We start from the raw sequence: 21,153 nt of genomic DNA, 5'->3' as shown, positions 1-21,153 counted from the left end.
GGAACAGCGTCCGGGCTCGATCCGGCGTGGGCCAGGCCACAGCGGGTCCGGTTGACTGCCGTACGCGCAGCATGGTGGGATTTCGAGGCCTGAAAAGGCAAAACCTGAAAACTGAACACGGCGGCAATGACGAGGAAGTCCGGTGCGAATCCGGCGCGGTCCCGCCACTGTCAGCGGGGTATGAAGCCCCGTGAGCCAGGAACTCTGGCCGCCGTGACCACGAGCCGGGGCGCGGACCCCCGAGTGAGGACTGCTGCCGTGCGCGTACGCGCGTCTGGCCCGCGCCTGGTCGGCGTGGGCATGGGACCGGGTGATCCGGAGCTGGTCACCGTCAAGGCGGTGCGCGTACTGCGCGAGGCCGACGTCGTCGTGGTGCCGGTCATGGACAGCGGCGAGGTCGGCCGGGCCGAGGCCACCGTGTTGCACCACGCGGACGCGGCCAAGGTGGTCCGGGTCGTCTTCGCCCTCAACGAGCGCGAGGACCGGGCGCGCCGCGAGGCCGCCTGGGACGCCGCCGGCGCCCGCGTCGCCGAGCTCCTCGGCGGCAGCGGCGAGGGTGAAGGTGCGGGTGACCGTGAGCGCGACGGTGCGGGGGTGACCGTCGCGTTCGCGACGATCGGTGACCCGAACGTGTACTCCACCTTCACCTACCTCGCCCACACGCTGCGCGAACTCGTCCCCGGCCTGACGGTCGAGACGGTCCCCGGCATCACCGCCATGCAGGACCTCGCCGCCCGCAGCGGCACCGTCCTGGCCGAGGGCACCGAGCCGCTGACGCTGGTTCCGGTGACCGCGGGCGCGGACGTGCTCAAGAACGCGCTGGCGGGGCCGGGCACCGTGGTCGCCTACAAGTTCGGCCGGTTCGCGCGTCAGGTCGCCGCGGCGCTGGCGGAGTCCGGGCGCGAGGCCGACGTCGTCTGGGGAGCCGCGCTCGGCCTGCCGGACCAACAACTGCACCCGGCGGGCTCACCGCTGACCGGAGAACTGCCGTATCTGTCGACGCTGATCGCCCCGGCGCGGCGCGAGGGCCGAGGGGGAAAGCTGTGACGACGCAGGCGAACGAGACGCAGGGAAACGAGACGCAGGCAGGCGAGAACGTTGTCGGCAAGGTGACGTTCGTGGGCGCCGGGCCTGGCGCCGCCGACCTGCTCACCTTCCGCGCCGCGCGCGCCATCGCCGAGGCGGACGTGGTGATCTGGGCCGCCAGCCTGGTCCAGGCCGAGGTGCTGGAGCACGCGCGCCAGGACGCCGAGATCCTCGACTCCTCGCTGATCCCGATGGAGGACGTGCTCGCCGTCTACGAGCGCACCGCCCGCGAGGGCGGCCGGGTGGCGCGGATCCACTCCGGTGACCCGTCGCTCTGGGGCGCAGTGCAGGAACAGCTGGACCGCTGCCGCGCGCTGGGCCTTGCGACCGAGATCGTCCCCGGCGTCTCCTCCTTCTCCGCCGTCGCCGCCCTGGCGCAGCGGGAGTTGACCATCCCCGAGGTCGCGCAGAGCGTGATCCTCACCCGACTGGGCGGCGGCAAGACGCCGATGCCGCCGGGCGAGGAGGTCCGCGAGTTCGCGCGGCACGGGACCACCATGGCGATCTTCCTCTCCGCCGCCCGCACCAAGCAGCTGGTCGAGGAGCTCGTCGAGGGCGGCTACGCGCCCGAGACGCCGGTCGTGGTGGCCTACCAGGCCACCTGGCCCGAGGAGTTGCTGCTGCACTGCACCATCGCCACGCTGGAGGCGACGGTGAAGGAGCACAAGCTCTGGAAGCACACACTCTTCCTGGTCGGTCCGGCGCTCGGCGCGGAAGGCACCCGGTCGCACCTCTACCACCCGGGGCACTTCCACACGTTCCGCAAGGCGGAGCGCGGCGCACGCCGAATGCTTCGTTCCGCTGGGGCCAACGCCGAGGTCACCGCCGACAGCACCGCTGAACTGCTGCCGTGATCACCGTCCTCGGTGAGGAGCACGGCTCCTTCGCCGCCCTCTCGAACGGCCCGCACCAAGCCCTGCTGGGCCGCGCCGCGCTCGTCCTCGGCGCGCGGCGGCATCTCGACGCGGCGCGGGTCCCGGCGGAGCGCGCGCTCCCGCTCGGACCGCTCGCGCCCGCGCTCGACGCCGTCGCCGCGCTGGTCGAGAGCGACCCGGACGCCGACGTCCTGGTGCTGGCCTCCGGCGATCCCGGTTTCTTCGGCATCGTCCGGGCGCTCGCCGAACGGTTCGGCCCGGGCGCGCTCGACGTGCACCCCGGCGTGAGCAGCGTCGCGCGCGCCTTCGCGCGCCTCGGTGTGCCGTGGGACGACGCCGTCGTCGTCAGCGCGCACGGACGCGATCCGCATCCGGCCTTCGCCGTCTGCCGCGCGCAGCGCAAGGTCGCCGTGCTGACCGCGCCGGGCGCGGGCCCGGCCGAGCTGGGCGCTGCCCTGGCCGCCGTCCCGTCGTCCGGATCGGCGCACGGCTGGCCGCGTCGGCTGGTCGTCGCCGCCGACCTCGGCGGGCCGGACGAGAGCCTGGTGACGGTCACCCCGGCCGAGGCCGCGTCCCGCGAGTGGCCCGCCGTCAACCTCGTGCTCTCCCTCGCCGACACCACGCCCGTCGGTCCCGCGATGCGCAGCGTCGCCGGGTACTCCGGTGCGCCGCAAGGCGGTTGGGCGCTGCCCGAGGACGCGTTCGAGCACCGCGACGCGATGCTGACCAAGGCGGAGGTCCGCGCCTTCGCGCTGGCCCGGCTGGGTCCGCGCCTGGGTGAGCTGATCTGGGACGTCGGCGCGGGCAGCGGCTCGGTCGCCGTGGAGTGCGCCCGGCTCGGCGCGGCCGTCGTCGCGATCGAGCGCGACGCGGACGGCGTGGAGCGCGTCCGCGCCAACGCCCGTGCGCACGGCGTCGATCACGCGGTCGCGGTGGTCCACGGCAGCGCGCCCGACGCGCTCACGGACCTGCCCGACCCGGACGCCGTCTTCGTCGGCGGGGGCGGGTCCGACCTGCCCGCGATCGTCGCCGCCGCCTGCGCCCGGGCCCGGCGGACGGTCGTGGTCACCCTCGCCGCGCTGGACCGGGTCCCCGCGGCCCGCCGGGCCCTGCTCGACGCCGGATTCCTGTGCGACGGCGTGCAGTTGCAGGCCAGCCGGCTCGCGCCGCTGCCCGGCGACTCGGTCCGTCTGGCCGCGACCAACCCCGTCTTCGTCCTCTGGGGCGAACGCCCGTCCCCTCATCAAGGAGCACCGTCGTGATCGGCCTGATCGCCGCCACCGCCGCAGGCCGCCGGGCCGCCGTCCAACTCGCCGACGCCCTGGGGGCCGACGCCTGCCGGGTCTACGACGCGCCCGTCGGCGAAGCGCTGCGCACCGCGTTCGGCGAGTGCGAGCAGCTGGTCTGCTTCCTCGCCACCGGGGCCACCGTCCGCCTGCTCGCGCCGCTGCTCGCGGCCGAGGGCTCGGACAAGCACACCGACCCCGGTGTGGTCTGCGTCGACGAGGCGCGCCGCTTCGCCGTCGCGCTGATCGGCGGCCACGAGGGCGGCGCGAACGCGCTGGCCGCCCGGGTCGCCGCCGCGCTGGACGCCCAAGCGGTGATCACCACGGCGACCGACGCCACCGGCCTGGCCGGACTGGACACCCTGGGCCTGTCGGTCACCGGGGACCTTGCGGCCGTCAGCCGAGCGCTGCTGGACGGCGAGCCGGTCCGCCTGGTCGGCGCGGAGCGCCACCCGCTGCCCGCCTTCCCGGCCAACGTCTCGGCGGACGCGCCCGCTGGCGCTCCGACGATCGTGGTAGGCGACGAACTCCCGGCCGACGATGGAGAGTTCGCGACCGTCCAGCTCCAGACGCCGAGCCTGGTCGTGGGCGTCGGCGCCAGCAAGGGCGCGCCCGCCGAGGAGATCCGGACGCTGATCCGCGAGACGCTGGCGGAGGCCGGACTCAGCGAGCGCTCGATCGCCTGCCTCGCCACGGTCACCGCAAAGGCCGACGAGTCAGGACTGCTGACGGTCGCTCAGGAACTGGGCGTCCCGGTGGAGATCTTCGAGGCCGACACGCTGGCAGCCGTCGACGTGCCGAACCCGTCCACCGCGCCGCTGCAGGCCGTCGGCACGCCGAGCGTGGCCGAGGCGGCGGCGCTGCTCGCGGCGGGGGCGAACGAACTCCTGGTCCCCAAGCGGAAGTCCACGCCGGAAGGCCGGGCCGCGATGGCGACCGTCGCGATCGCCCGCAAGCCGGCACGCGGTCGGCTGGCGATCGTGGGCCTCGGCCCCGGCGCGCGTGACCTGGTCACCGACCGGGCCCGTGCCGAGCTGCGGCGGGCCTCGGTGATCGTCGGTCTGGACCAGTACGTCGACCAGATCCGCGACCTGCTGCGCCCCGGCGTCCGGATCGAGGCCACCGGCCTGGGCGCGGAGGAGGAGCGCGCCCGCAGCGCCGTCCGCCTGACCCAACAGGGCCTGGCCGTGGCGCTGATCGGCAGCGGCGACGCGGGCGTCTACGCGATGGCCTCCCCGGCGCTGGCCGAGGCGGGCGACGACATCGACGTGGTCGGCGTCCCCGGGGTGACCGCGGCTCTGGCCGCCGCCGCGCTGCTGGGCGCGCCGCTGGGACACGACCACGTCTCGATCAGCCTCTCCGACCTGCACACGCCGTGGGAGGTCATCGAGCGCCGGGTCCGGGCGGCGGCCGAGGCCGACCTCGTCGTCACCTTCTACAACCCGCGCAGTCGCGCCCGTGACTGGCAGCTGCCCAAGGCGCTGGCGATCCTGGCCGAGCACCGCGAGGCGGCCACCACTCCGGTCGGCATCGCGCGTTCGGTCTCGCGTCCGGACCAGTGGCACTCGGTCACCACCCTGGCGGCGCTGGACCCGACGGACGTCGACATGTTCACCGTGGTCACCGTCGGCAACACCGCCTCCCGGCAGATCGCCGGTCGGTTCGTCACCCCGCGCGGCTACCGGTGGCAGGGGTGAACGCCGCCCCCGAGCCGGGAACCCCGGTCACCCCTCGTCCGCAACGCCCCGGAGGTGCAGCCGCCATGACTGGCCGTCAGGTCCACCCCATCGAGCAGGAGTCGTACCGCAGGCTGCGCGCCCGGGCGGACACGTCCCACCTGCCGCCGCTGACCCGCGCGGTCGCGGAGCGTGTCGTGCACTCCAGCGCCGATCTCGCCTACCTGGACGACCTGGTGATCGCCGACGAGAGCGTGCTGCGCTCCGCCGCCGACGCCCTGGCCGCGGGCGCGCCGCTGGTCGCGGACGTGGAGATGGTCGCCGCCGGGATCACCGCGCGCCGCGCGCTGTGCCGCGTCCGGGACGCCAAGGGCGATCCGGCGACCGGGCTCACCCGATCGGCCGCCGCGATCCGCCTGGCGCTGGAGGAGGTCGGCCACGGCGCGGTCTGGGTGATCGGCTGCGCGCCGACCGCGCTGGAGGAGCTGCTGCGACTCGACGCCCGCCCCGCGCTGGTGATCGGCCTGCCGGTCGGCTTCGTCGGCGCGGCCGAGTCCAAGGCCGCCCTGCGCGCCTCCGGGCTGCCCGCCGTCAGCAACGTCTCGGAGAAGGGCGGCTCCGCCGTCGCCGCAGCCGCCGCCAACGCCCTGCTCTACCCGGATCTCTACGCGTCTGCCTGCGACGCCGCCGCACCTGCACCATCCACCAAGGAGTCCCTGTGACTGCCCCCGCCCACCCGTCGCCCGCCGCCGCCCATCATTCGAGTCGCTCCGCTCCCGCCCTCCTTCTCGTCGGCCACGGAACCCGCGACGACGCCGGAGCCGAGGCGTTCCGCGCCTTCGTCGACTCGCTCAAGGACCGGCTGCCGGACACGCCCGTCGGCGGCGGGTTCATCGAGCTCTCCCCGCCGCCGCTGGCCGACGCCGTCGCCGAGCTGGTCGAGCAGGGCGCGCGGCGCTTCGCCGCCGTGCCGCTGGTGCTGGTCTCGGCAGGGCACGCCAAGGGCGACATCCCGGCCGCGCTGGTCCGCGAGCGCGAGCGTCATGCGGGCACCAGCTTCCAGTACGGCCGCCCGCTCGGCCCGCACCCGTCGCTGCTGACCGTCCTGGAGCGGCGGTTGGACGAGGTGCTGCGCCCGGAGGAGCGCGCCGACACCATGGTGCTGCTGGTGGGCCGCGGCTCGACCGATCCCGACGCCAACGCCGAAGTCGTCAAGGTGGCCCGGCTGTTCTGGGAGGGCCGGGGTCTGGCCGGGGTCGAGCCGGCGTTCGTCTCACTGGCAGCGCCGGACGTCGCAACGGGCCTGACGCGCTGTCAGCTGTTGGGCGCCAAGCGGATCGTGGTGCTGCCGTACTTCCTCTTCACCGGCATCCTGCCGGACCGTGTCGTCGAGCAGGCCGACGCCTGGGCCGAGGCTCATCCGGACGTCGAGGTCCGCCAGGCCGGTGTGCTGGGCGCCACCGAGGAGTTGGCCGAGCTGGTGCTGGAGCGCTACCGCGAGACGCTCGCGGGCGACCTGCGGATGAACTGCGACACCTGCGTCTACCGCATCGCCATGCCGGGTTTCGAGTCCAAGGTCGGCGCGCCGCAGCGCCCGCACCACCACCCGGACGACCCGAGCCACGACCACGGGCACGACGGTCACGGACACGGCGACCACGGGCACGACAGTCACCACCACGACCACGCGCACGGGTCGCACACCCATGCCCACTGACCCTTCGGCGGCCCAACTCGCCGCCGCCGAGCCGGATCTGCGCCACCACGGCGACAGTGAGGTCGGCGGCGGCCTGGTCGACCTCGCAGTCAACGTGCGGACCGGGACGCCGCCCGCCTGGCTGCGGCGGGTCCTGGCGGACAGCCTCGACGGGCTGGCCGCCTACCCGGACGGCAGCACCGCGCGTGCCGCCGTCGCGGCCCGGCACGGTCGCGCGCCCGAGGAGGTGCTGCTGACCTCGGGCGCTGCGGAGGCGTTCGTGCTGCTGGCACGGGCGCTGCGGCCGCGCCGCGCGGTCGTGGTGCATCCGCAGTTCACCGAGCCTGAGGCCGCGCTGCGCGACGCCGGGCATCCGGTGGAACGACTGCTGCTGCGCAAGGAGGCGGGGTTCCGACTCGACCCTTCGGCGTTCCCCTCCGAAGCCGATCTGGTCGTGGTCGGCAACCCCACCAACCCCACCTCTGTGCTGCATCCGGCCACCACCCTGGCCGAACTCGCCCGGCCCGGCCGCGTCCTGGTCGTGGACGAGGCCTTCGCCGACACCGTCCCCGGCGAGACCGAGAGCCTCGCCGCGCGGTCGGACGTGCCGGGCTTGGTCGTGCTGCGCAGCCTCACCAAGACCTGGGGTCTGGCCGGGCTGCGCATCGGCTATGTGCTGGCGGAACCGGAGTTGATCGCCCGACTCGCCGCCGCACAGCCGCTCTGGCCCGTCTCCTCCCCGGCGCTGACCGCGGCGATCGCGTGCAGCTCCCCTGCCGCACTCGTCGAGGCCGACACCGCCGCCAAGGCGACCGTCGCCGACCGCGACCACCTGCTGACCCGTCTCACCGAACTTCCCGGCGTCCGGGTGCACGGCACGCCCGAGGCGTCCTTCGTGCTGGTCGAGCTGGCCGGTGCGGACGAGGTCCGCCTACGGCTGCGCGCGGCCGGGTTCGCCGTCCGGCGCGGCGACAGCTTCCCCGGCCTCGGGCCGGACTGGCTGCGCATCGCGGTCCGCGACCGCGCCACGACCGACGCCTTCTGCGCGGCCTTGGGTCAGGCACTAGCCATCTGACGAACCGTCAGCCGCACCGACGACGCCGGGTCAGGGTGACCGCGCCGGCGCCCGCACCGAGCAGGATCAGCGCGCCTCCGGCGATGGCCGGGGTCGCGCTGCTGCTCCCGGTCTCGGCGAGGTGACCCGTCGTGGTGTCCGAGGCGTCCGTCCCGGTGCCCGAGCCGGAGCTGCCCGAGCCGGAACCGCCCGAGACCGAGGACCCACCGCCGCCCGAAGCGCCGCGCGTGCTGCCGCCGCCGGAGCTGCCGCCACTGCCACCGCTACCACCACTGCCGCCGGTCCCGCCGCCGCTGTTGCCGCCGCTGCCGCTGCCGCTGCCGTCACCCTTGGTGCAGGAGACGTCCGCCAGCACGAACTTGCCCGTGACAGCAGCCACGTTGAGGTTGAGCGGGTTCACCGAGACCTCCAGGTCCAGCGCCGTCGCCGCCGCCGAGTCGGAGGTGGTGCTGTGCTTCGACAGCCACAGGTCGACCTCGCCGAGCGCCGGCACCGGGACGCGCGTCTCCCCCGACGCGCTGAGGTGGACGGTGAGGCCCAGCACCGTGATGTCGCCGAGCACGTTGGCCTCGGCGGACGGGGCGCCGTTCGCCGGGCAGTCGGCCTTCGCGGTCACGGCCTTGAGGCCGAGCAGCTCGGTCAGCGGCAGGCCGGGCAGGTGCAGGTGCGCCTCGGCCAGGGTGACGCTCGCGTGCGAGCCGCTCGCGTCGGCCATGGCCGAGCTCTCGCCGACCTTGGCCAGCAGCAGGTTGACCGGCTGCCGCCGCCCCGGACCGCCGACGCCGCCGACCACGGCGGTCAGCGCGGTGTCCTGCTTCGAGGACGGGGCAGTGATCCGGTTCAGCGAGACATCGATGGGGACGTCGATGGCGTTGAGCAGCCTCACGTCCAACGCGGCCTCCGCGGTGGTCGCGGAGGCGGTACCGATGCCCCCGCCTGATCCGCCGTCGGCATGCGCGGGCGTGGCGACCCCCAGCATGGAGACGGCGGCGAGCGCACCGGAGAGCGCAAAGGGCGTGGCGAAGCGACGACGGGTGAACAAGGTGAAACCCCCACCTGGGAACGTGCGTACGCCGCTTCACGCTCACGGGCATCAAACTGCACGGACGAGCGGCGCACGATCTCGGACGCCGCCCATCCTTGCGAACCCTCCGTCACTGTGGCCGCACACACCGTCAGTTCACTCTTAAGGGTGACTATGAATCAGAAACCTCAAGCACCACACGCTCGTTAACGCCCAAACCTGGTAAGGCCCCCGCAAGCCGGACCCACCGGGCCCACCACGGAAAGCCGATGCGCACCCCCAAGGCCCAAGCAAAATCGCGCCGGGTGCGGGCTGCTTCGTTACGTCTGATGCCTCGACTGTTAAACCTGAATGCGATCTTCCGCCGCCCTCTTGTCGTGCTGCGGACAGGCGGATAGGTTCTCGCCCAGTCGCCACCACTTCAGAGGGTGGTCAGAAGTTCCACGCAATTGCCTGCTCAACCCGCAGACGGGGGCGCCCCCTTCTTGCGGTCGCACCTGCACTCCCCCCGGTCCCCAGTCCCAGGAGAAGTACGATGCGCACCAGCTCGATATCCACCGCCGCCCGCGCCGCCGTCCCGCTCATCGGCTCCGCCGCCCTCGCCATCTCCGGCCTGATCGCCGCCATGCCCGCCCAGGCGGCCACCGCCGGCCACGGCGTCGCCTGGTCCCGCTCCTGCGCCGTCGACCTGACCGCCGGTCACGCCTTCTGCAACGCGCTGCACGTCACCAGCGCCGCCGAGCACGTCAACGCCAAGGGCGTCACGCCGAACGCGACCCCGTCCGGCTACGGGCCGAGCGACCTGCTGTCCGCGTACAACCTCCCGGCCAACGGCGGCGCCGGACAGACCGTCGCCATCGTCGACGCCTACAACGACCCCAACGCCGCCGCCGACCTCGCGGTCTACCGCTCCCAGTACGGGCTCCCCGCCTGCACCACCGCCAGCGGCTGCCTGAAGATCGTCAGCCAGACCGGAAGCAGCACCCTGCCGAGCAGCAACTCCGGCTGGGCCGGCGAGGAGTCGCTCGACCTCGACATGGTCTCCGCGATCGCCCCGAACGCCCACATCATCCTGGTCGAGGCCAAGACGGCGAGCATGACCAACCTCGGCACGGCCGTCAACGAGGCCGCCAAGCTGGGTGCGACGGAGATCTCCAACAGCTACGGCGGCTCCGAGTCCTCGGCCGACACGAGCTACGACTCCACCTACTTCAACCACCCGGGCATCGCCATCACCGCCTCCTCCGGCGACGGCGGCTACGGCGTCGAGTACCCGGCGGCGTCCCCCAACGTCACCGCGGTCGGCGGCACTTCGCTGTCCAAGGCGTCCAACAGCCGCGGCTGGACCGAGTCCGTCTGGTCCACCTCCTCCACCGAGGGCGCCGGCTCCGGCTGCTCCGCCTACGAGCCCAAGCCCGCCTGGCAGACCGACAGCGGCTGCTCCAACCGCACCGTCGCCGACGTCTCCGCGGTCGCCGACCCGGCCACCGGTGTCGCCGTCTACCAGACCTACGGCGCGAGCGGCTGGGCCGTCTACGGCGGCACCTCCGTCGCCTCCCCGCTGATCGCGGGCGTCTACGCCGACGCGGGCGCGCACAGCACGGCGATCCCCGCCTCCATCGCCTACGCCCACACCACGTCGCTCAACGACGTCACCACCGGCTCGACGGCCTCCTGCTCCCCGGCCTACCTCTGCACCGCGGAGCCCGGCTACGACGGCCCGACCGGCCTCGGCACCCCGAACGGCCTGACCGCCTTCACCGGCTGACCGCACCTCGCGCAACGACCCGGCTGCCCCCCACGCGGCCGGGTCGTTGCGCGCCGTCAGCGGGTTGACGCCGCTTCGAGCTCTCCCTCGACGTCGACGAGCGTCGCGGTGACGGTCTGCTCCAGCGAGGGGAACTCGGCCTTCTCCAGGAGACGAAGCGCCTGGTGGAGCCGGGAGCGGGCGGTGCTGAGGTCGGACGGGTCCGCGGCTCGGGCGAGGCGGGCCATGCCGTAGGCCGCGCGTGCCCTGACCACTGCCTCCGAGTCGTCCTCCGCGTCCAGTACGCGCTGGTAGAGCTCCGCCGCTCCGGCCAGGTCGCCGAGGGCGAGCAGTGCGTCGGCCCGGTACTGGGGAAGGAGCAGGATCCACCGGTGGTACTTCCGGCCGTCCAGACGCGTGGCAACCTCGTCGAAGAAGGTGACGGCGCCGGCCGGATCGCCGGATCGCAGGGCGTTGACCCCGAGTTCGAACCAGGCCTCGGTCTCCTCGCCCCAGTCGCCGATCTCGTGGGCGAGTGCCTGCGCCCGGCGGAACTCCTGGGCGGCTTCCTCGTGGTCGCCACGCTCCATGGCCAGCGTGCCGAGGACGTTGATCGCCGGGGCGAGACGGCGGCCCGCGCCCATGTCCTCGGCGAGTGCCACGGCTTGGGCCACCGCGGCCGAAGCCCCGTCGTGGTCGCCCAACAGGCTCATGTTCAGACCGGTGGGGATCAGGACGAACGTCTGGTGGTCCTTGTTCCCGGACTCCCGGTACAAGGCGAGGGCCTCGCCCAACAGCTCCAGGGACTGACGGTGACGGCCCATCGCGTAGGCCCCGATGCCCATGTTGTGGAGGACGTTCGCCTCGCCGTGCCCGTTGGCGGTCTCCCGCATGAGGGCGAGGGCCTCGTGGAAGAACTCCAGGCCCTGGCGGAACTGGCCCATGTCGGACAGGACGCACGCCAGATTGCCCAGGGTGGTCGCGGTCTTGACGGGGTCTCCGGCGACCTTGCGCAGTCGTAGCGCCTCGCGGGTGTAGGGCAGGGCCCGGTCGAAGCGGCCGGCGACGACTTCGTAGCTTCCCCGGGCGTGCCAGAGCTCACCCTGCGCGGCGGCGTCGCCGTCCACCTCGGCGGCGGCGAGGCCGTGGCGAAGACTCTCGGCCCAGTCGGAGTTGAGGCCCGACGCGAAGTAGTACGACCACAGCGCCTGGGCGTAGCGCCAGGAGTGCCCGGGCCAGCCCTCGGTGGCGGCGAACCGGGTCGCCGCCAGCAGGTTCGCGCGCTCGGCGGACAGCCAGGCGCGGGCCTCGTCGTCGTCGGCCGGTTCGGCCACCGGCAGCTCGGGCGGTCGCGGCAGGTCGCCGTTGCGGTAGCGGTTCTTGTTGACCAGGTCCGTGGCCGCGTAGACGGAGTGCAGATACCAGTCCAGCCAGCGGGTCAACGCCGCGTTCCGGTCCGCCTCCGCATCGGTGGCGCGAGACGTCTCGGCGGCGAAGGCGCGCACCAGGTCGTGCATCTCGTACCTGCCGAGCACCTGCTGGTGCGCCAGGTGCTCGTCCTGGAGCAGCTCCAGCAGCTGGTCGGCCTCGTCCGGATCGATGCCGACCAGCGCGGCGACGGAGTCGACCGTGGCGTCCAACCCGGGATCCACGCCCAGCAGCCGGAAGAGACGCTGCGCGGCCTTCGGCAGGCCCTGGTAGGACAGGTCGAGCACCGCCGTCACGCCAGGTTCCGCGCCTGCTCCTTTGGCCAGACGATCGGCCAGCTCCGCAACGCTCCACGCCGGGCGCGAACGGAGCCGGGCCGCGGCCAGCGCCACCGCCAGCGGTAGGCCGCCGGTCAGCTCGACGATCCGCCGCGCGGCCTGCGGCTCGGCGTCGACCCGGTCGGCGCCCGCCACTCGTGCGAGCAGTTGCAGTGCCTCCTGCTCCGTGAACACGTCGAGCCGCAGCACGCTCGCGTCGGGCAGCTCGGTCAGGCTGCGCCGGCTGGTGACCAGCACCAGGCAGCTCGGGCTGCTGGGTATCAACTCCCGCACCTGGCTGACCTCTGCGGCGTTGTCCAGCACCACCAGGGCGGCGCGACCGTTCATCCGGTCACGGAACATCGCCGCGCGTTCCTCCAGCGTCTCCGGAACACGCTGCGGCGCCACGCCCAACTGCCGTAGGAACGAGTCCAACACGGCCGCCGGGTCGGCCGGCGGCCGGTCCGGGTCGTACCCGCGCAGATTGGTGTACAGCTGGACGTCTGCGTAGTGGCCCGAGCGGACCAGGCTGTGCGCGGCGTGCAGAGCCAGCTGGGTCTTGCCGACCCCGGCCATGCCCTCGATCACCAACACCGAGACCGTGGGCTCCGAGTCCGACGGCGTCGTGGCAGCCGTCACCAGCCGGTCGACCTCCGCGTGCCGTCCGGTGAACGTCGCCAGGTCCGCCGGCAGCTGCCGGAGCGCTCCCGTCGGCCCGCTTGCCTGGGCGTCCCGCTGAATGCGCAGGTAGGCCGCGCGCCAGAGACCGACCGTCTGCTCGTCCAACCCCAGCGCGCGAACGATCGCGATCACCAGGTCCAGGTCGAGGCGGCGCCGGTTGACCTTGAACACGTCCACGACCGTGGACAGCGAGACCACGCACGGCGGTCGCATCAGCGGTCCGACCTGCTTGGCCAGCGTCCGGTACGAGGGCATCCCCGCCCACGCACGCAGCTCGCCCAACAACCCGATGAACTCGGCCAGATCCCCGGCGCTGCCTGGATCCGGAAGTGCGCCCCGCTGCTTACCCACGGTGTCCCCCGCGTCGTGAAGCTGTGCTACTGCCATGCGCATTGTAAGAGGCCGGGCGTACGGATTCGTACGGGATAGGGGACATCGCCAAGCCGTACGGCGAATCTGGTCCTGCCGCTTCGCGCATGGCCGGTCCAAGCGGCATCCGCGGAGGAAGAGACCAGGTCGGGGGGCCGGTCTCTTCCTGCCACGGCACCGAGCCCGTCACACTCACGGGCCCGTCACACTCACGAGCCCGTCACACTCACGAGCCCGTCAGAGTCAGAGGAGAACCATGCTCAAGCGCATTCTCGCCACCGTCACCTCGCTCGGCGCCGCCGGGGCGGGCATCCTGTTCGCCTCCCTCAGCCCTACGGCAGGCGCCAGTCCACTGGCTGCGCACCCTGCTTGACCAGTAGCTCGTTGGCGCGGCTGAACGGGCGGGAGCCGAAGAATCCGCGGTCCGCCGACATCGGGCTGGGGTGGGCCGACTCGATGCACGGCACCTGGCCGAGGAGCGGGCGCAGGTTGCGGGCGTCGCGGCCCCAGAGGATCGCCACCAGCGGCGTGTCACGGGCGACCAGGGCGCGGATCGCCTGCTCGGTCACCGCCTCCCAGCCCTTGTTGCGGTGCGCGCCGGGGTTGCGAGGAGCGGTGGTGAGCACCCTGTTGAGCAGCAGTACGCCCCGGTCGGTCCACGGCGTGAGGTCGCCGTTCGACGGCGCGGGCAGGCTCAGGTCGCGCTGGTACTCCGTGAAGATGTTCACCAGGCTGCCCGGCAGCGGCCGGACCTCCGGCGCGACGGAGAAGGAGAGGCCGACGGCGTGACCGGGCGTCGGGTAGGGGTCCTGCCCGACGATCAGCACCCGGACCCCGTCCAACGGCTGCTGGAAGGCGCGCAATACGTTGGCCCCGGCGGGCAGGTACGTGCGCCCGCCGGCGATCTCGGTGCGCAGGAAGTCGCCCATGGTGGCGATGTTGCCAGCCACAGGTTCCAGGGCCTGGGCCCAGCCGGTTTCGACGATCTCGTTCAAAGGACGTGCTGCCACGTCCGTCAGCCTAGCCACTTCCGCCGACCGGGCGAACCACGACCCCGAACCGGCCCGTCCCGCACTACAGTTGCGCCCGCGCCGACTCCGCCGCCTGCGCCAGCCCGTCCGCCGAGCAGGCGGCGGCCAACTCGGCCGCCTGCTCGAAGGTTTCGCGCGGGGGAAGCCCCATCTCCCGGCGGGCGACCGCCAGGTCGAGCGTCGCGCGCGCCCGCTCGTAGGGGGCCGGGGCGCGCTCCAGGACCTGGACCGCCGTCTCCAGTCGGGCGACGCGCTCGGCCGGGTCCTCGGTCACCTCCGCGGCGGCCCGCAGCGCGGTGCCGATGGCCGAGAGGGTGCCGTAGCGCTCGGCCCGCTCCAACTGGTCCTCGGCCAGGCTGCGCGCCCGGTCCAGGTCGCCGAGACCGGCGCAGGCGGACATCAGGCCGCGCTCCCAGCCGCACCACCCCGGGTTGCGCATCCCCCGGCCGTCCAACCGGGCCCCGGCCTGGGTCAGTTCGGCCTCGGCGTCGACGAACTCGCCACGCGCAAGCAACAGTACGCCGCGCACGGTCTGCGAGTCGGGGAAGACCACGGCGTTGGAGTACGGCGCGTGGAACCGGTAGCGCTCGGCCAGCGCGCCCGCCTCGTCGAGCGCACCGCGCGAGGTCAGCACCAGGATCAGCGTGCCGACGGCGTACGAGTGCACCGGAGTGCCCTCGCCGACGCGGTTGGCCAGGTCGAGGCCGAGCCGGGCGCACTGCTCCGCCTCCGCCAGATCGCCGGTGCGGTAGTGGACGTAGCCGCGGATGGTGTGGCCGAAGGCGAGGTGCGCGCCGCGCCAGCCCGCCTCCTCGTACTCGGCGATGCCCTTGGCGAAGAGTTCCAGGGCGCGCGCGGGCCGGTCCCCGTACATGTAGGTCAACGCGACCAGGACCGGGACCTCGAAGCCCCACTCCGGGTGCGCCCAACGCAGTTCGCCCTCCAGGGCCAGGTCGCTGTAGTGCAGCGCGACGTCGACCGGCTCGCCGCGCACGGTGGCGTCCCAGGCGCGCAGGCCCAGGATGTAGCGGGCGGCGATGCTGCGGTCGCCCTCGACGTCGAGCCGCTCGGCCAGGTCGGCCAGCCGCTTGGACCGCTCCTCCGAGCCCTGTTCCCAGGCGTCGAAGGCGCACCACATGAAGTTCCAGACCAGCAGCTTGAGGCGGATCTCGGCGGAGTCGGTGCGCAACGCCTCCTCGGCCATGGTGCTGGCCGCGTCGGCAAGGTTGTTGCTGTGCGCGAGCGACTGGGCCAGCCGGACGCTGATCTCCTCGCGCAGCCGCTCGGGCACCACCGGCTGTTCCAGCGCGGTGCGCAGTTGTCCGGCGGTGGCGGCCGGGTCGTAGAGCAGGGTGGAGCAGCCGAGTTCGTAGAGCACGTGCGCCCGCTCCTCGACCGGCGGGGGCTCCTCGACAGCCCTGGCCAGGCAGCGCTGGGCCGTCTCCGGCGCGCCGGACTGCATGAACAGCTGTGCCGCGGCGCGCAGTTGGTCGACCAGCGCCGCGTTCCCGCTGGGCGGGACCTCCAGCCAGTGGCGGGCGGCGACCACCGGGCTGCGTCCGGCCTCCAGCACCGCCCAGGCGGCCCGGTCGTGGAGTTCGGCGCGCATCTCCTCGGACATGCTGCGGTACACCGAGGTGGCAATCAACGGGTGGACGAACTCCAGCGTCTGATGACCCGTCAGTATGCGCGCCTCGCGCAGCCGCTCGGCAGCCGACTCCGCCTCGCCCGGTATCAGGGCGGCCACGACGGCAGCCAGCGGTCGCGGCGTGGCGATGCCCAGGACCGCGACGGCGCGGGCGAGTTGGACCGGCCCCGAGCCGAGGCCCCGCAGCCGGTCGATCAGGCCGCTGCCCTTGTTCTCCGCGCTCAGCTCACGCAGCTGCGTCCAGGACGCCTCGGCGGGGGCGATCCCCCGCTCCGCCGCCTTGGCGACCAACTCGACGGTCTCGAACGGGTTTCCGCCGGTCACCGCCCAGATCTCGCGGGCGAAGCCGTCCTCCACCCGCCGCCCGGACTCCGCGTACATCCGCCGCACCAGCGCGTCCACCGCCTCGGGCGTCAACGCGGCCAGGCCGAGCGGGCGGACCCCGTTGTCCCCGGCCATGCTGCGGAACGCGTCCGCCCAGTCCGGCAGTTCGTCCGGCCGGTAGGCGACCACGAGCAGCACGGGCAGGTCGGCGACCCGGGAGGAGAAGGCGGCGAGCCAGGCCAGGGACTCGGCGTCGGCCCAGTGGGCGTCGTCCACGACGAGGACCAGCGGGCCACGGGCGAAGGCCAGGTTGGTGACCACCCAGTCCAGGCCGTCGCGGACACCCTGCGGGTCCGGCGCGGCGCCGGTGGTGGCGATGCCGACGGCCGGAGCCACGATGTCGTACCAGGCGCCGAGCAGTTCGCGGCGGCCCTCCTCGCCCGCGGACTCCAGCAGCAGCCGCAGCAGACCGCGCACGACATGGAACGCCGAACCCTGCTCCTGCTCACCGCCACGGGTCGCCAGCACCAGGAGCCCCGCGGCCTCGGCCGCCCGCCGCACCTCGGCCAGCACGCTGGTCTTGCCCAGCCCGGCGGCCCCGGTCACCACGATCAGCCGGTCCGGCGCCGCGTCGGGCGCATCCCCGGCGACCGCCCCGGCCAGCTCGGCCACCGCCGCACGCACGGCGGCGAGTTCGGTGTCGCGTTCGAGCAGCCCCTGCACCCCGACCTCCCAGTTCACAGTGCCACGGCACTGGCTGGAGACTAGTCCCGGCGGACCGGCCGCGGAGCGGTTCGGGAGTTTGATCTGCGGGTAGGGATCCAGGCTTCGGACATCTCCGGTCGAACTGGGTCCACGCGGTGTGCACGACCTGTTGCGCGCATGCCGTTCAGCCGCCCGTCGGCCTGCCGTTCACCACCACGAGCCGCGGGTCCCGCAGCACCCGGACGTCCGCGCGCGGGTCCTCCGCGAAGAGCACCAGGTCGGCCGGAGCGCCTTCCGTAAGGCCCGGACGGCCGAGCCAGCGCCGTGCGCCCCAGGTCGTCGCGTCGAGTGCGGCGAGCGGCGGCAGACCGGCCGTGACCAGCTCCACGACCTCGTCGGCGACCAGCCCGTGCGCCAGCGAGCCGCCCGCGTCCGTGCCGGTGAAGATCGGCACACCCGCGTCGTAGGCGGCGGCCACCGTGGCGTACCGGCGCGCGTGCAGCTTGCGCATGGTGCGGGCGTAGTCGGGGAACTTGGCCTCGCCCGCCGCCGCGTGCTCGGGGAAGTGGGCGATGTTGACCAGCGTCGGCACGATCGCCACGCCGCGCTCGGCGAAGAGCGGGATGGTGTCCTCGGTCAGCCCGGTGGCGTGCTCGATGCAGTCGATCCCGGCCTCGACCAGGTCGCGCAGCCCGTCCTCGCCGAAGACGTGGGCGGTGACCCGGGCGCCCTCCTCGTGGGCGGCGGCCATCGCGGCGGCGAGCGCCTCGCGCGGCCAGCACGGTCCGAGGTCGCCGGTGCCGCGGTCGATCCAGTCGCCGACCAGCTTGACCCAGCCGTCACTGCGCCGCGCCTCCTGGCGGACGTAGTCGACGAGCTGGTCTGGCTCGATCTCGTGCGCGTAGTTGCGGATGTAGCGGCGGGTCCGGGCGATATGGCGACCGGCCCGCACCACCTTCGGCAGGTCCTCCCGCTCGTCGATCCAGCGGGTGTCCGCCGGGGACCCGGCGTCCCGCAACAGCAGCGCGCCCGCGTCGCGTTCGGCGAGCGCCTGCTTCTCGCTGGTCGCGTCGTCGACCGCGCCGTGGGCGTCGAGGCCGACATGGCAGTGGGCGTCGGTCAGGCCCGGCAGCACCCAGCCCTGGAGGGTCCGCACGTCCGCCGACGCGGAGGCGGGCGCGGTGAAGCTGATCCGGCCGTCGACCACCCACAGCTCGTCGCGGACGTCCTCCGGGCCGACCAGGACCCGCCCCTTGACGTGCAGCACCGGCTGATCCACCGTCACTCCCCCTCCTTCGCTGCCGTGTCGACCGCGATCTCCTCCGGCTCGCCCGCGTCGCGCTCCAGCGCACGGCTCCTGACGGCGCGTCGCATGTCGTCCAGCCGGTCCGACAGACCGCGCCGCAGCGCCGCGCCGAGGTCGTCGCGGGAGAGGTACTGCTCGCCGACGGCCAGCACCTCCGGCGAGGCGGCGTGGCCGGGGAACCCGGACGCCGTGGTGAGCGCGCGGGCGATGGCCGGGCCACGGCGTTCGGCGACGGCCGCGGCGTCGGCGAAGAACCGCTCCGGCAGGCCGAGTTCGTCGAGCAGCTCGGCCTGCTCCGGCTGCCAGATGCCGTCGATGGTGGCCCGGAGCAGGTAGTTGGAGAGATCACCGCCGAACACGGCGTCCCAGGCCGCCAGTTTGCCGTCCCTCTCCGGCAGCGCGGCGCGGCAGCGGGCCGCGCCCTCCGCGCTGGTGGCGCTCGGGTCGCGGTCCACCTCCGCCACGATCTCCGCCTCGCCCGCCGCGCCCAGCACGCAGAGCCGCAGCAGCAACTGCCAGCGCAGCGCCGGGTCCAGCTCCGGGCCGCCGGGGACCGCGCCGTCGTCCAGCCAGCCGCGCAGCTCCGCCTGCTCGACCGAGGTGGAGGCGGCGTCGATCAGCCCGCGCACGGCCACCAGCCGCAGCCCGCTCGCGGCCGGGTCGCCCTCGGTCCGGCGCAGCATCGAACGGCAGACCTCGGCCAGCCTCGTCAGCGCCCAGGCACGACGCTCCGGCGGCAGGTAGTGGTCGGCGCATCCGCCACCGGCGAAGGCCAGCACGTCCTGCACCAGGTGGACCGAGGACTCGCCCGGCAGATGGGCGGCGACCAGCTCCACGAACTCGCTCGCGGGCAGCTCGCCGTCGCGGACCTGGTCGCGCGCGCTGTTCCACAGCACGGCCCGGGCCAGCACGTCGGGGACATGCCCCAACGACTCCCTGACGGTCTCCCAGGACTTCTCGTCCAGGCGGATCTTGGCGAAGGCCAGGTCGGTGTCGTCCGGCACCAGCAGCTCGGTGCGCTGCTCGGGCAGCAGCGCCGGCTCGCCGGGCACCAGCTCCAGCGGCGTCCGCTGACGCAACATCAGCGTGCCGTCCGGCAGCCGGTCGTAGCCGGCCACGGTGATCAGGTGCGGACGCAACTGCCCGTCCGCGCTGCGCTGCTGCAGCACGCCGTCGGCGGGGCGCAGCGTGTCCAACCCCGTCGTCCGCAGCCACCGCTCGGCCCAGGCGTGCACGTCCCGGCCGCTGGTCCCGGCGAGCGACTGCAACAGGTCGTCCAGGGTGGCGTTCCCGAACGCGTGCGCCTCGAAGTGGCGGTTGACGCCCGCGAAGAAGGCCTCGTCACCGAGCCAGGCGGCCAACTGCCGCAGCGCGGCGGCACCCTTGGCGTAGGAGATGCCGTCGAAGTTCTGCAGCGCCTCGGCGGTGTCGGAGACGGACTCGGGCGCGACCGGGTGCGTCGAGGGGCGCTGGTCCGCGTCCCGACCCCAGGCCTTGGTGGACGCGAAGCCGGTCCACGCGGCGGTGCCGAACCGGGTCGCGTCGGCGACCACGCGGAAGCCCATGTACTCGGCGAACGACTCGTTCAGCCACAGGTCGTCCCACCAGCGCATGGTGACCAGGTCGCCGAACCACATGTGGGCCATCTCGTGCGCCACCACGATCGCGCGGTGCTCACGCTCGGTCTCCGGCACGGCGGACCGGAAGAGGAAGGTGTCGCGCAGCGTCACACAGCCGGGGTTCTCCATCGCCCCGACGTTGAACTCCGGTACGAAGCACTGGTCGTAGCCGCCGAACGGATACCGCTGCCGGAACAGCCCGTGGTAGGCGTCGAAGCACTGCCGGGTGACGGTCAGCAACTCCTCGGCGTCCGCGTCGAGGTAGGGCGCGAGCGAACGGCGGCAGTGCAGGCCGAGCGGGATGCCGTCGTGCTCGGAGAGCACGGAGTGCAGCGGCCCGGCGACGACGGCGACCAGGTAGCTGCTGATCGCGGCGGTGGGCGCGAAGCTGGTCCGGGTGGCGTGGCCCTCCGCCAGCTCCTCGCGGGTGCCGGAGGCGTTGGCGACGACGGTCCACGAGGACGGCGCGGTGACGCTGACCTGGTACGGAGCCTTCAGGTCCGGCTGGTCGAAGGCCGCGAAGACGCGCGGGCCGTCGTCCAGGAACGACTGGGTGTAGACGTAGACCTCGCCGTCGGCCGGGTCCACGAACCGGTGCATGCCCTCGCCGGTACGGGAGAAGGCCATGTCCGCGTCGACCAGCAGCTCGTTGTCGTCCGCGAGGTCCGTGAGCGGGAACCGCCCGCCGTCCAGCGCGCCCGGATCCAGCTCCCGCCCGTTGAGCAGGACGCGCCGCAGGAGCGCGGGTTTGACGTCCACAAACGTCGCGGCGCCCGGGGTCCGGCAGCTGAAGTTGATCACGGTGACGGACCGGAACACGTCCTCCCCGACCGTCAGATCCAGCTCGACGGAGACACAGCGGACGTCGAGCAGACGCCGCCGTACCTCGGCTTCGGCGCGCGTGAGGGCAGCAGACATGGGGATCATGCTAGGCGCTCAGCTCTTCCGCGCGAAGAACCCATCCGCGCCTCCGGCGCGGCAGGGGGCGTGAGCTGCGCCGATGCGCGCCGCTTGTCCCCACTGGGAGGGGTTGCACCTGCCTCCGGAGCCCGACGGGTCACCGACGCTACCGCAGTTAGTTGCACTTTCAGGGGCGGGGGGGGGGGGGGCGGCCCCCCCCCCCCCCCCCCGGGCCCCCCCCCCCCCCCGGCCCCCCCCCCCGCCCCTGATAGTGCAACTCGCCGAAGGCTGTCAGTGCTGGGCGCTAGACCGTCCGTACACACCACATACGGCTGTTCAACCCCGGTCCCCCTGGAGGCG

14 protein-coding genes and 1 riboswitch are annotated in these 21,153 nt (G+C 73.5%); of the genes, 8 read left to right on the top strand and 6 right to left on the bottom strand.

The genetic code is table 11. The features are described 5' to 3' along the window. The first annotated feature begins 104 nt into the window (after positions 1-104). A riboswitch (cobalamin riboswitch) is annotated at positions 105-227 on the top strand. 31 nt (positions 228-258) lie between these two features. The 7 genes from cobI (at position 259) to cobC (ending at position 7,694) form a co-directional block, all read left to right on the top strand. Continuing rightward, positions 259-1,047: a precorrin-2 C(20)-methyltransferase gene (gene cobI / locus I2501_RS24970; RefSeq protein ID WP_328806601.1), complete on the top strand. Its 789-nt coding sequence runs from the start codon at positions 259-261 to the stop codon at positions 1,045-1,047. Then, positions 1,044-1,940 carry a precorrin-4 C(11)-methyltransferase gene (gene cobM / locus I2501_RS24965; protein ID WP_196196439.1) on the top strand — a complete coding sequence of 299 codons (897 nt, stop codon included), beginning with the start codon at positions 1,044-1,046 and terminating at the stop codon, positions 1,938-1,940. The genes cobI and cobM overlap by 4 nt, the downstream gene beginning before the upstream one ends. Continuing rightward, positions 1,937-3,223: a precorrin-6y C5,15-methyltransferase (decarboxylating) subunit CbiE gene (cbiE, locus tag I2501_RS24960; protein ID WP_196196438.1), complete on the top strand. Its 1,287-nt coding sequence runs from the start codon at positions 1,937-1,939 to the stop codon at positions 3,221-3,223. The genes cobM and cbiE overlap by 4 nt, the downstream gene beginning before the upstream one ends. Then, entirely contained in the window at positions 3,220-4,944 is a 1,725-nt protein-coding gene (gene cobJ, locus I2501_RS24955; protein WP_196196437.1) for a precorrin-3B C(17)-methyltransferase, read from the top strand. Before cbiE ends, cobJ begins: the two co-directional genes overlap by 4 nt. 65 nt (positions 4,945-5,009) lie before the next feature. Then, positions 5,010-5,645 carry a precorrin-8X methylmutase gene (locus tag I2501_RS24950; protein ID WP_196196436.1) on the top strand — a complete coding sequence of 212 codons (636 nt, stop codon included), beginning with the start codon at positions 5,010-5,012 and terminating at the stop codon, positions 5,643-5,645. Further along, complete coding sequence (locus tag I2501_RS24945) at positions 5,642-6,640, top strand: sirohydrochlorin chelatase (RefSeq protein ID WP_196196435.1); 999 nt, start codon at positions 5,642-5,644, stop codon at positions 6,638-6,640. Before I2501_RS24950 ends, I2501_RS24945 begins: the two co-directional genes overlap by 4 nt. Further along, the gene (gene cobC, locus I2501_RS24940) at positions 6,630-7,694 is read left to right on the top strand and encodes an Rv2231c family pyridoxal phosphate-dependent protein CobC (protein ID WP_196196434.1); all 1,065 of its coding nucleotides are present in this window, start codon (positions 6,630-6,632) and stop codon (positions 7,692-7,694) included. Before I2501_RS24945 ends, cobC begins: the two co-directional genes overlap by 11 nt. Before the next feature lie 7 nt (positions 7,695-7,701). Here the strand turns inward: cobC and I2501_RS24935 are convergent, their stop codons facing one another. After that, positions 7,702-8,736 carry an SCO1860 family LAETG-anchored protein gene (locus I2501_RS24935; RefSeq protein WP_236047152.1) on the bottom strand — a complete coding sequence of 345 codons (1,035 nt, stop codon included), beginning with the start codon at positions 8,734-8,736 and terminating at the stop codon, positions 7,702-7,704. Positions 8,737-9,253: 517 nt separating this feature from the next. On the opposite strand from I2501_RS24935, the gene I2501_RS24930 reads away from it, so the two are divergent. Next, positions 9,254-10,486 (top strand): S53 family peptidase, encoded by a 1,233-nt coding sequence (locus tag I2501_RS24930; protein WP_196196433.1) that lies wholly within the window; start codon positions 9,254-9,256, stop codon positions 10,484-10,486. Positions 10,487-10,542: 56 nt separating this feature from the next. Here the strand turns inward: I2501_RS24930 and I2501_RS24925 are convergent, their stop codons facing one another. The 5 genes from I2501_RS24925 to pepN all read right to left on the bottom strand — a co-directional run bounded on the left by I2501_RS24925 (position 10,543) and on the right by pepN (position 20,811). Then, positions 10,543-13,278 (bottom strand): tetratricopeptide repeat protein, encoded by a 2,736-nt coding sequence (locus I2501_RS24925; protein ID WP_196196432.1) that lies wholly within the window; start codon positions 13,276-13,278, stop codon positions 10,543-10,545. Between the two features lie 314 nt (positions 13,279-13,592). Then, positions 13,593-14,270: a uracil-DNA glycosylase gene (locus I2501_RS24920; protein ID WP_196196431.1), complete on the bottom strand. Its 678-nt coding sequence runs from the start codon at positions 14,268-14,270 to the stop codon at positions 13,593-13,595. Positions 14,271-14,334: 64 nt separating this feature from the next. Next, entirely contained in the window at positions 14,335-17,004 is a 2,670-nt protein-coding gene (locus I2501_RS24915) for an ATP-binding protein (RefSeq protein WP_196196430.1), read from the bottom strand. A 148-nt stretch (positions 17,005-17,152) separates the two neighbouring features. After that, on the bottom strand, positions 17,153-18,247 hold the full coding sequence (locus tag I2501_RS24910) for an amidohydrolase family protein (RefSeq protein WP_408022786.1): 1,095 nt from the start codon (positions 18,245-18,247) through the stop codon (positions 17,153-17,155). Between the two features lie 2 nt (positions 18,248-18,249). Further along, positions 18,250-20,811, bottom strand: coding sequence for an aminopeptidase N (gene pepN, locus I2501_RS24905; protein ID WP_328806600.1), 2,562 nt, complete (start codon positions 20,809-20,811; stop codon positions 18,250-18,252). Positions 20,812-21,153 lie beyond the last annotated feature (342 nt).

This window comes from Streptacidiphilus fuscans, from assembly GCF_015690355.1.
Taxonomy (GTDB): Bacteria; Actinomycetota; Actinomycetes; order Streptomycetales; family Streptomycetaceae; genus Streptacidiphilus; species Streptacidiphilus fuscans.
The sequence above is the reverse complement of the archived record's forward strand: the minus strand, read 5'-3'. Positions and strand labels throughout refer to the sequence as shown.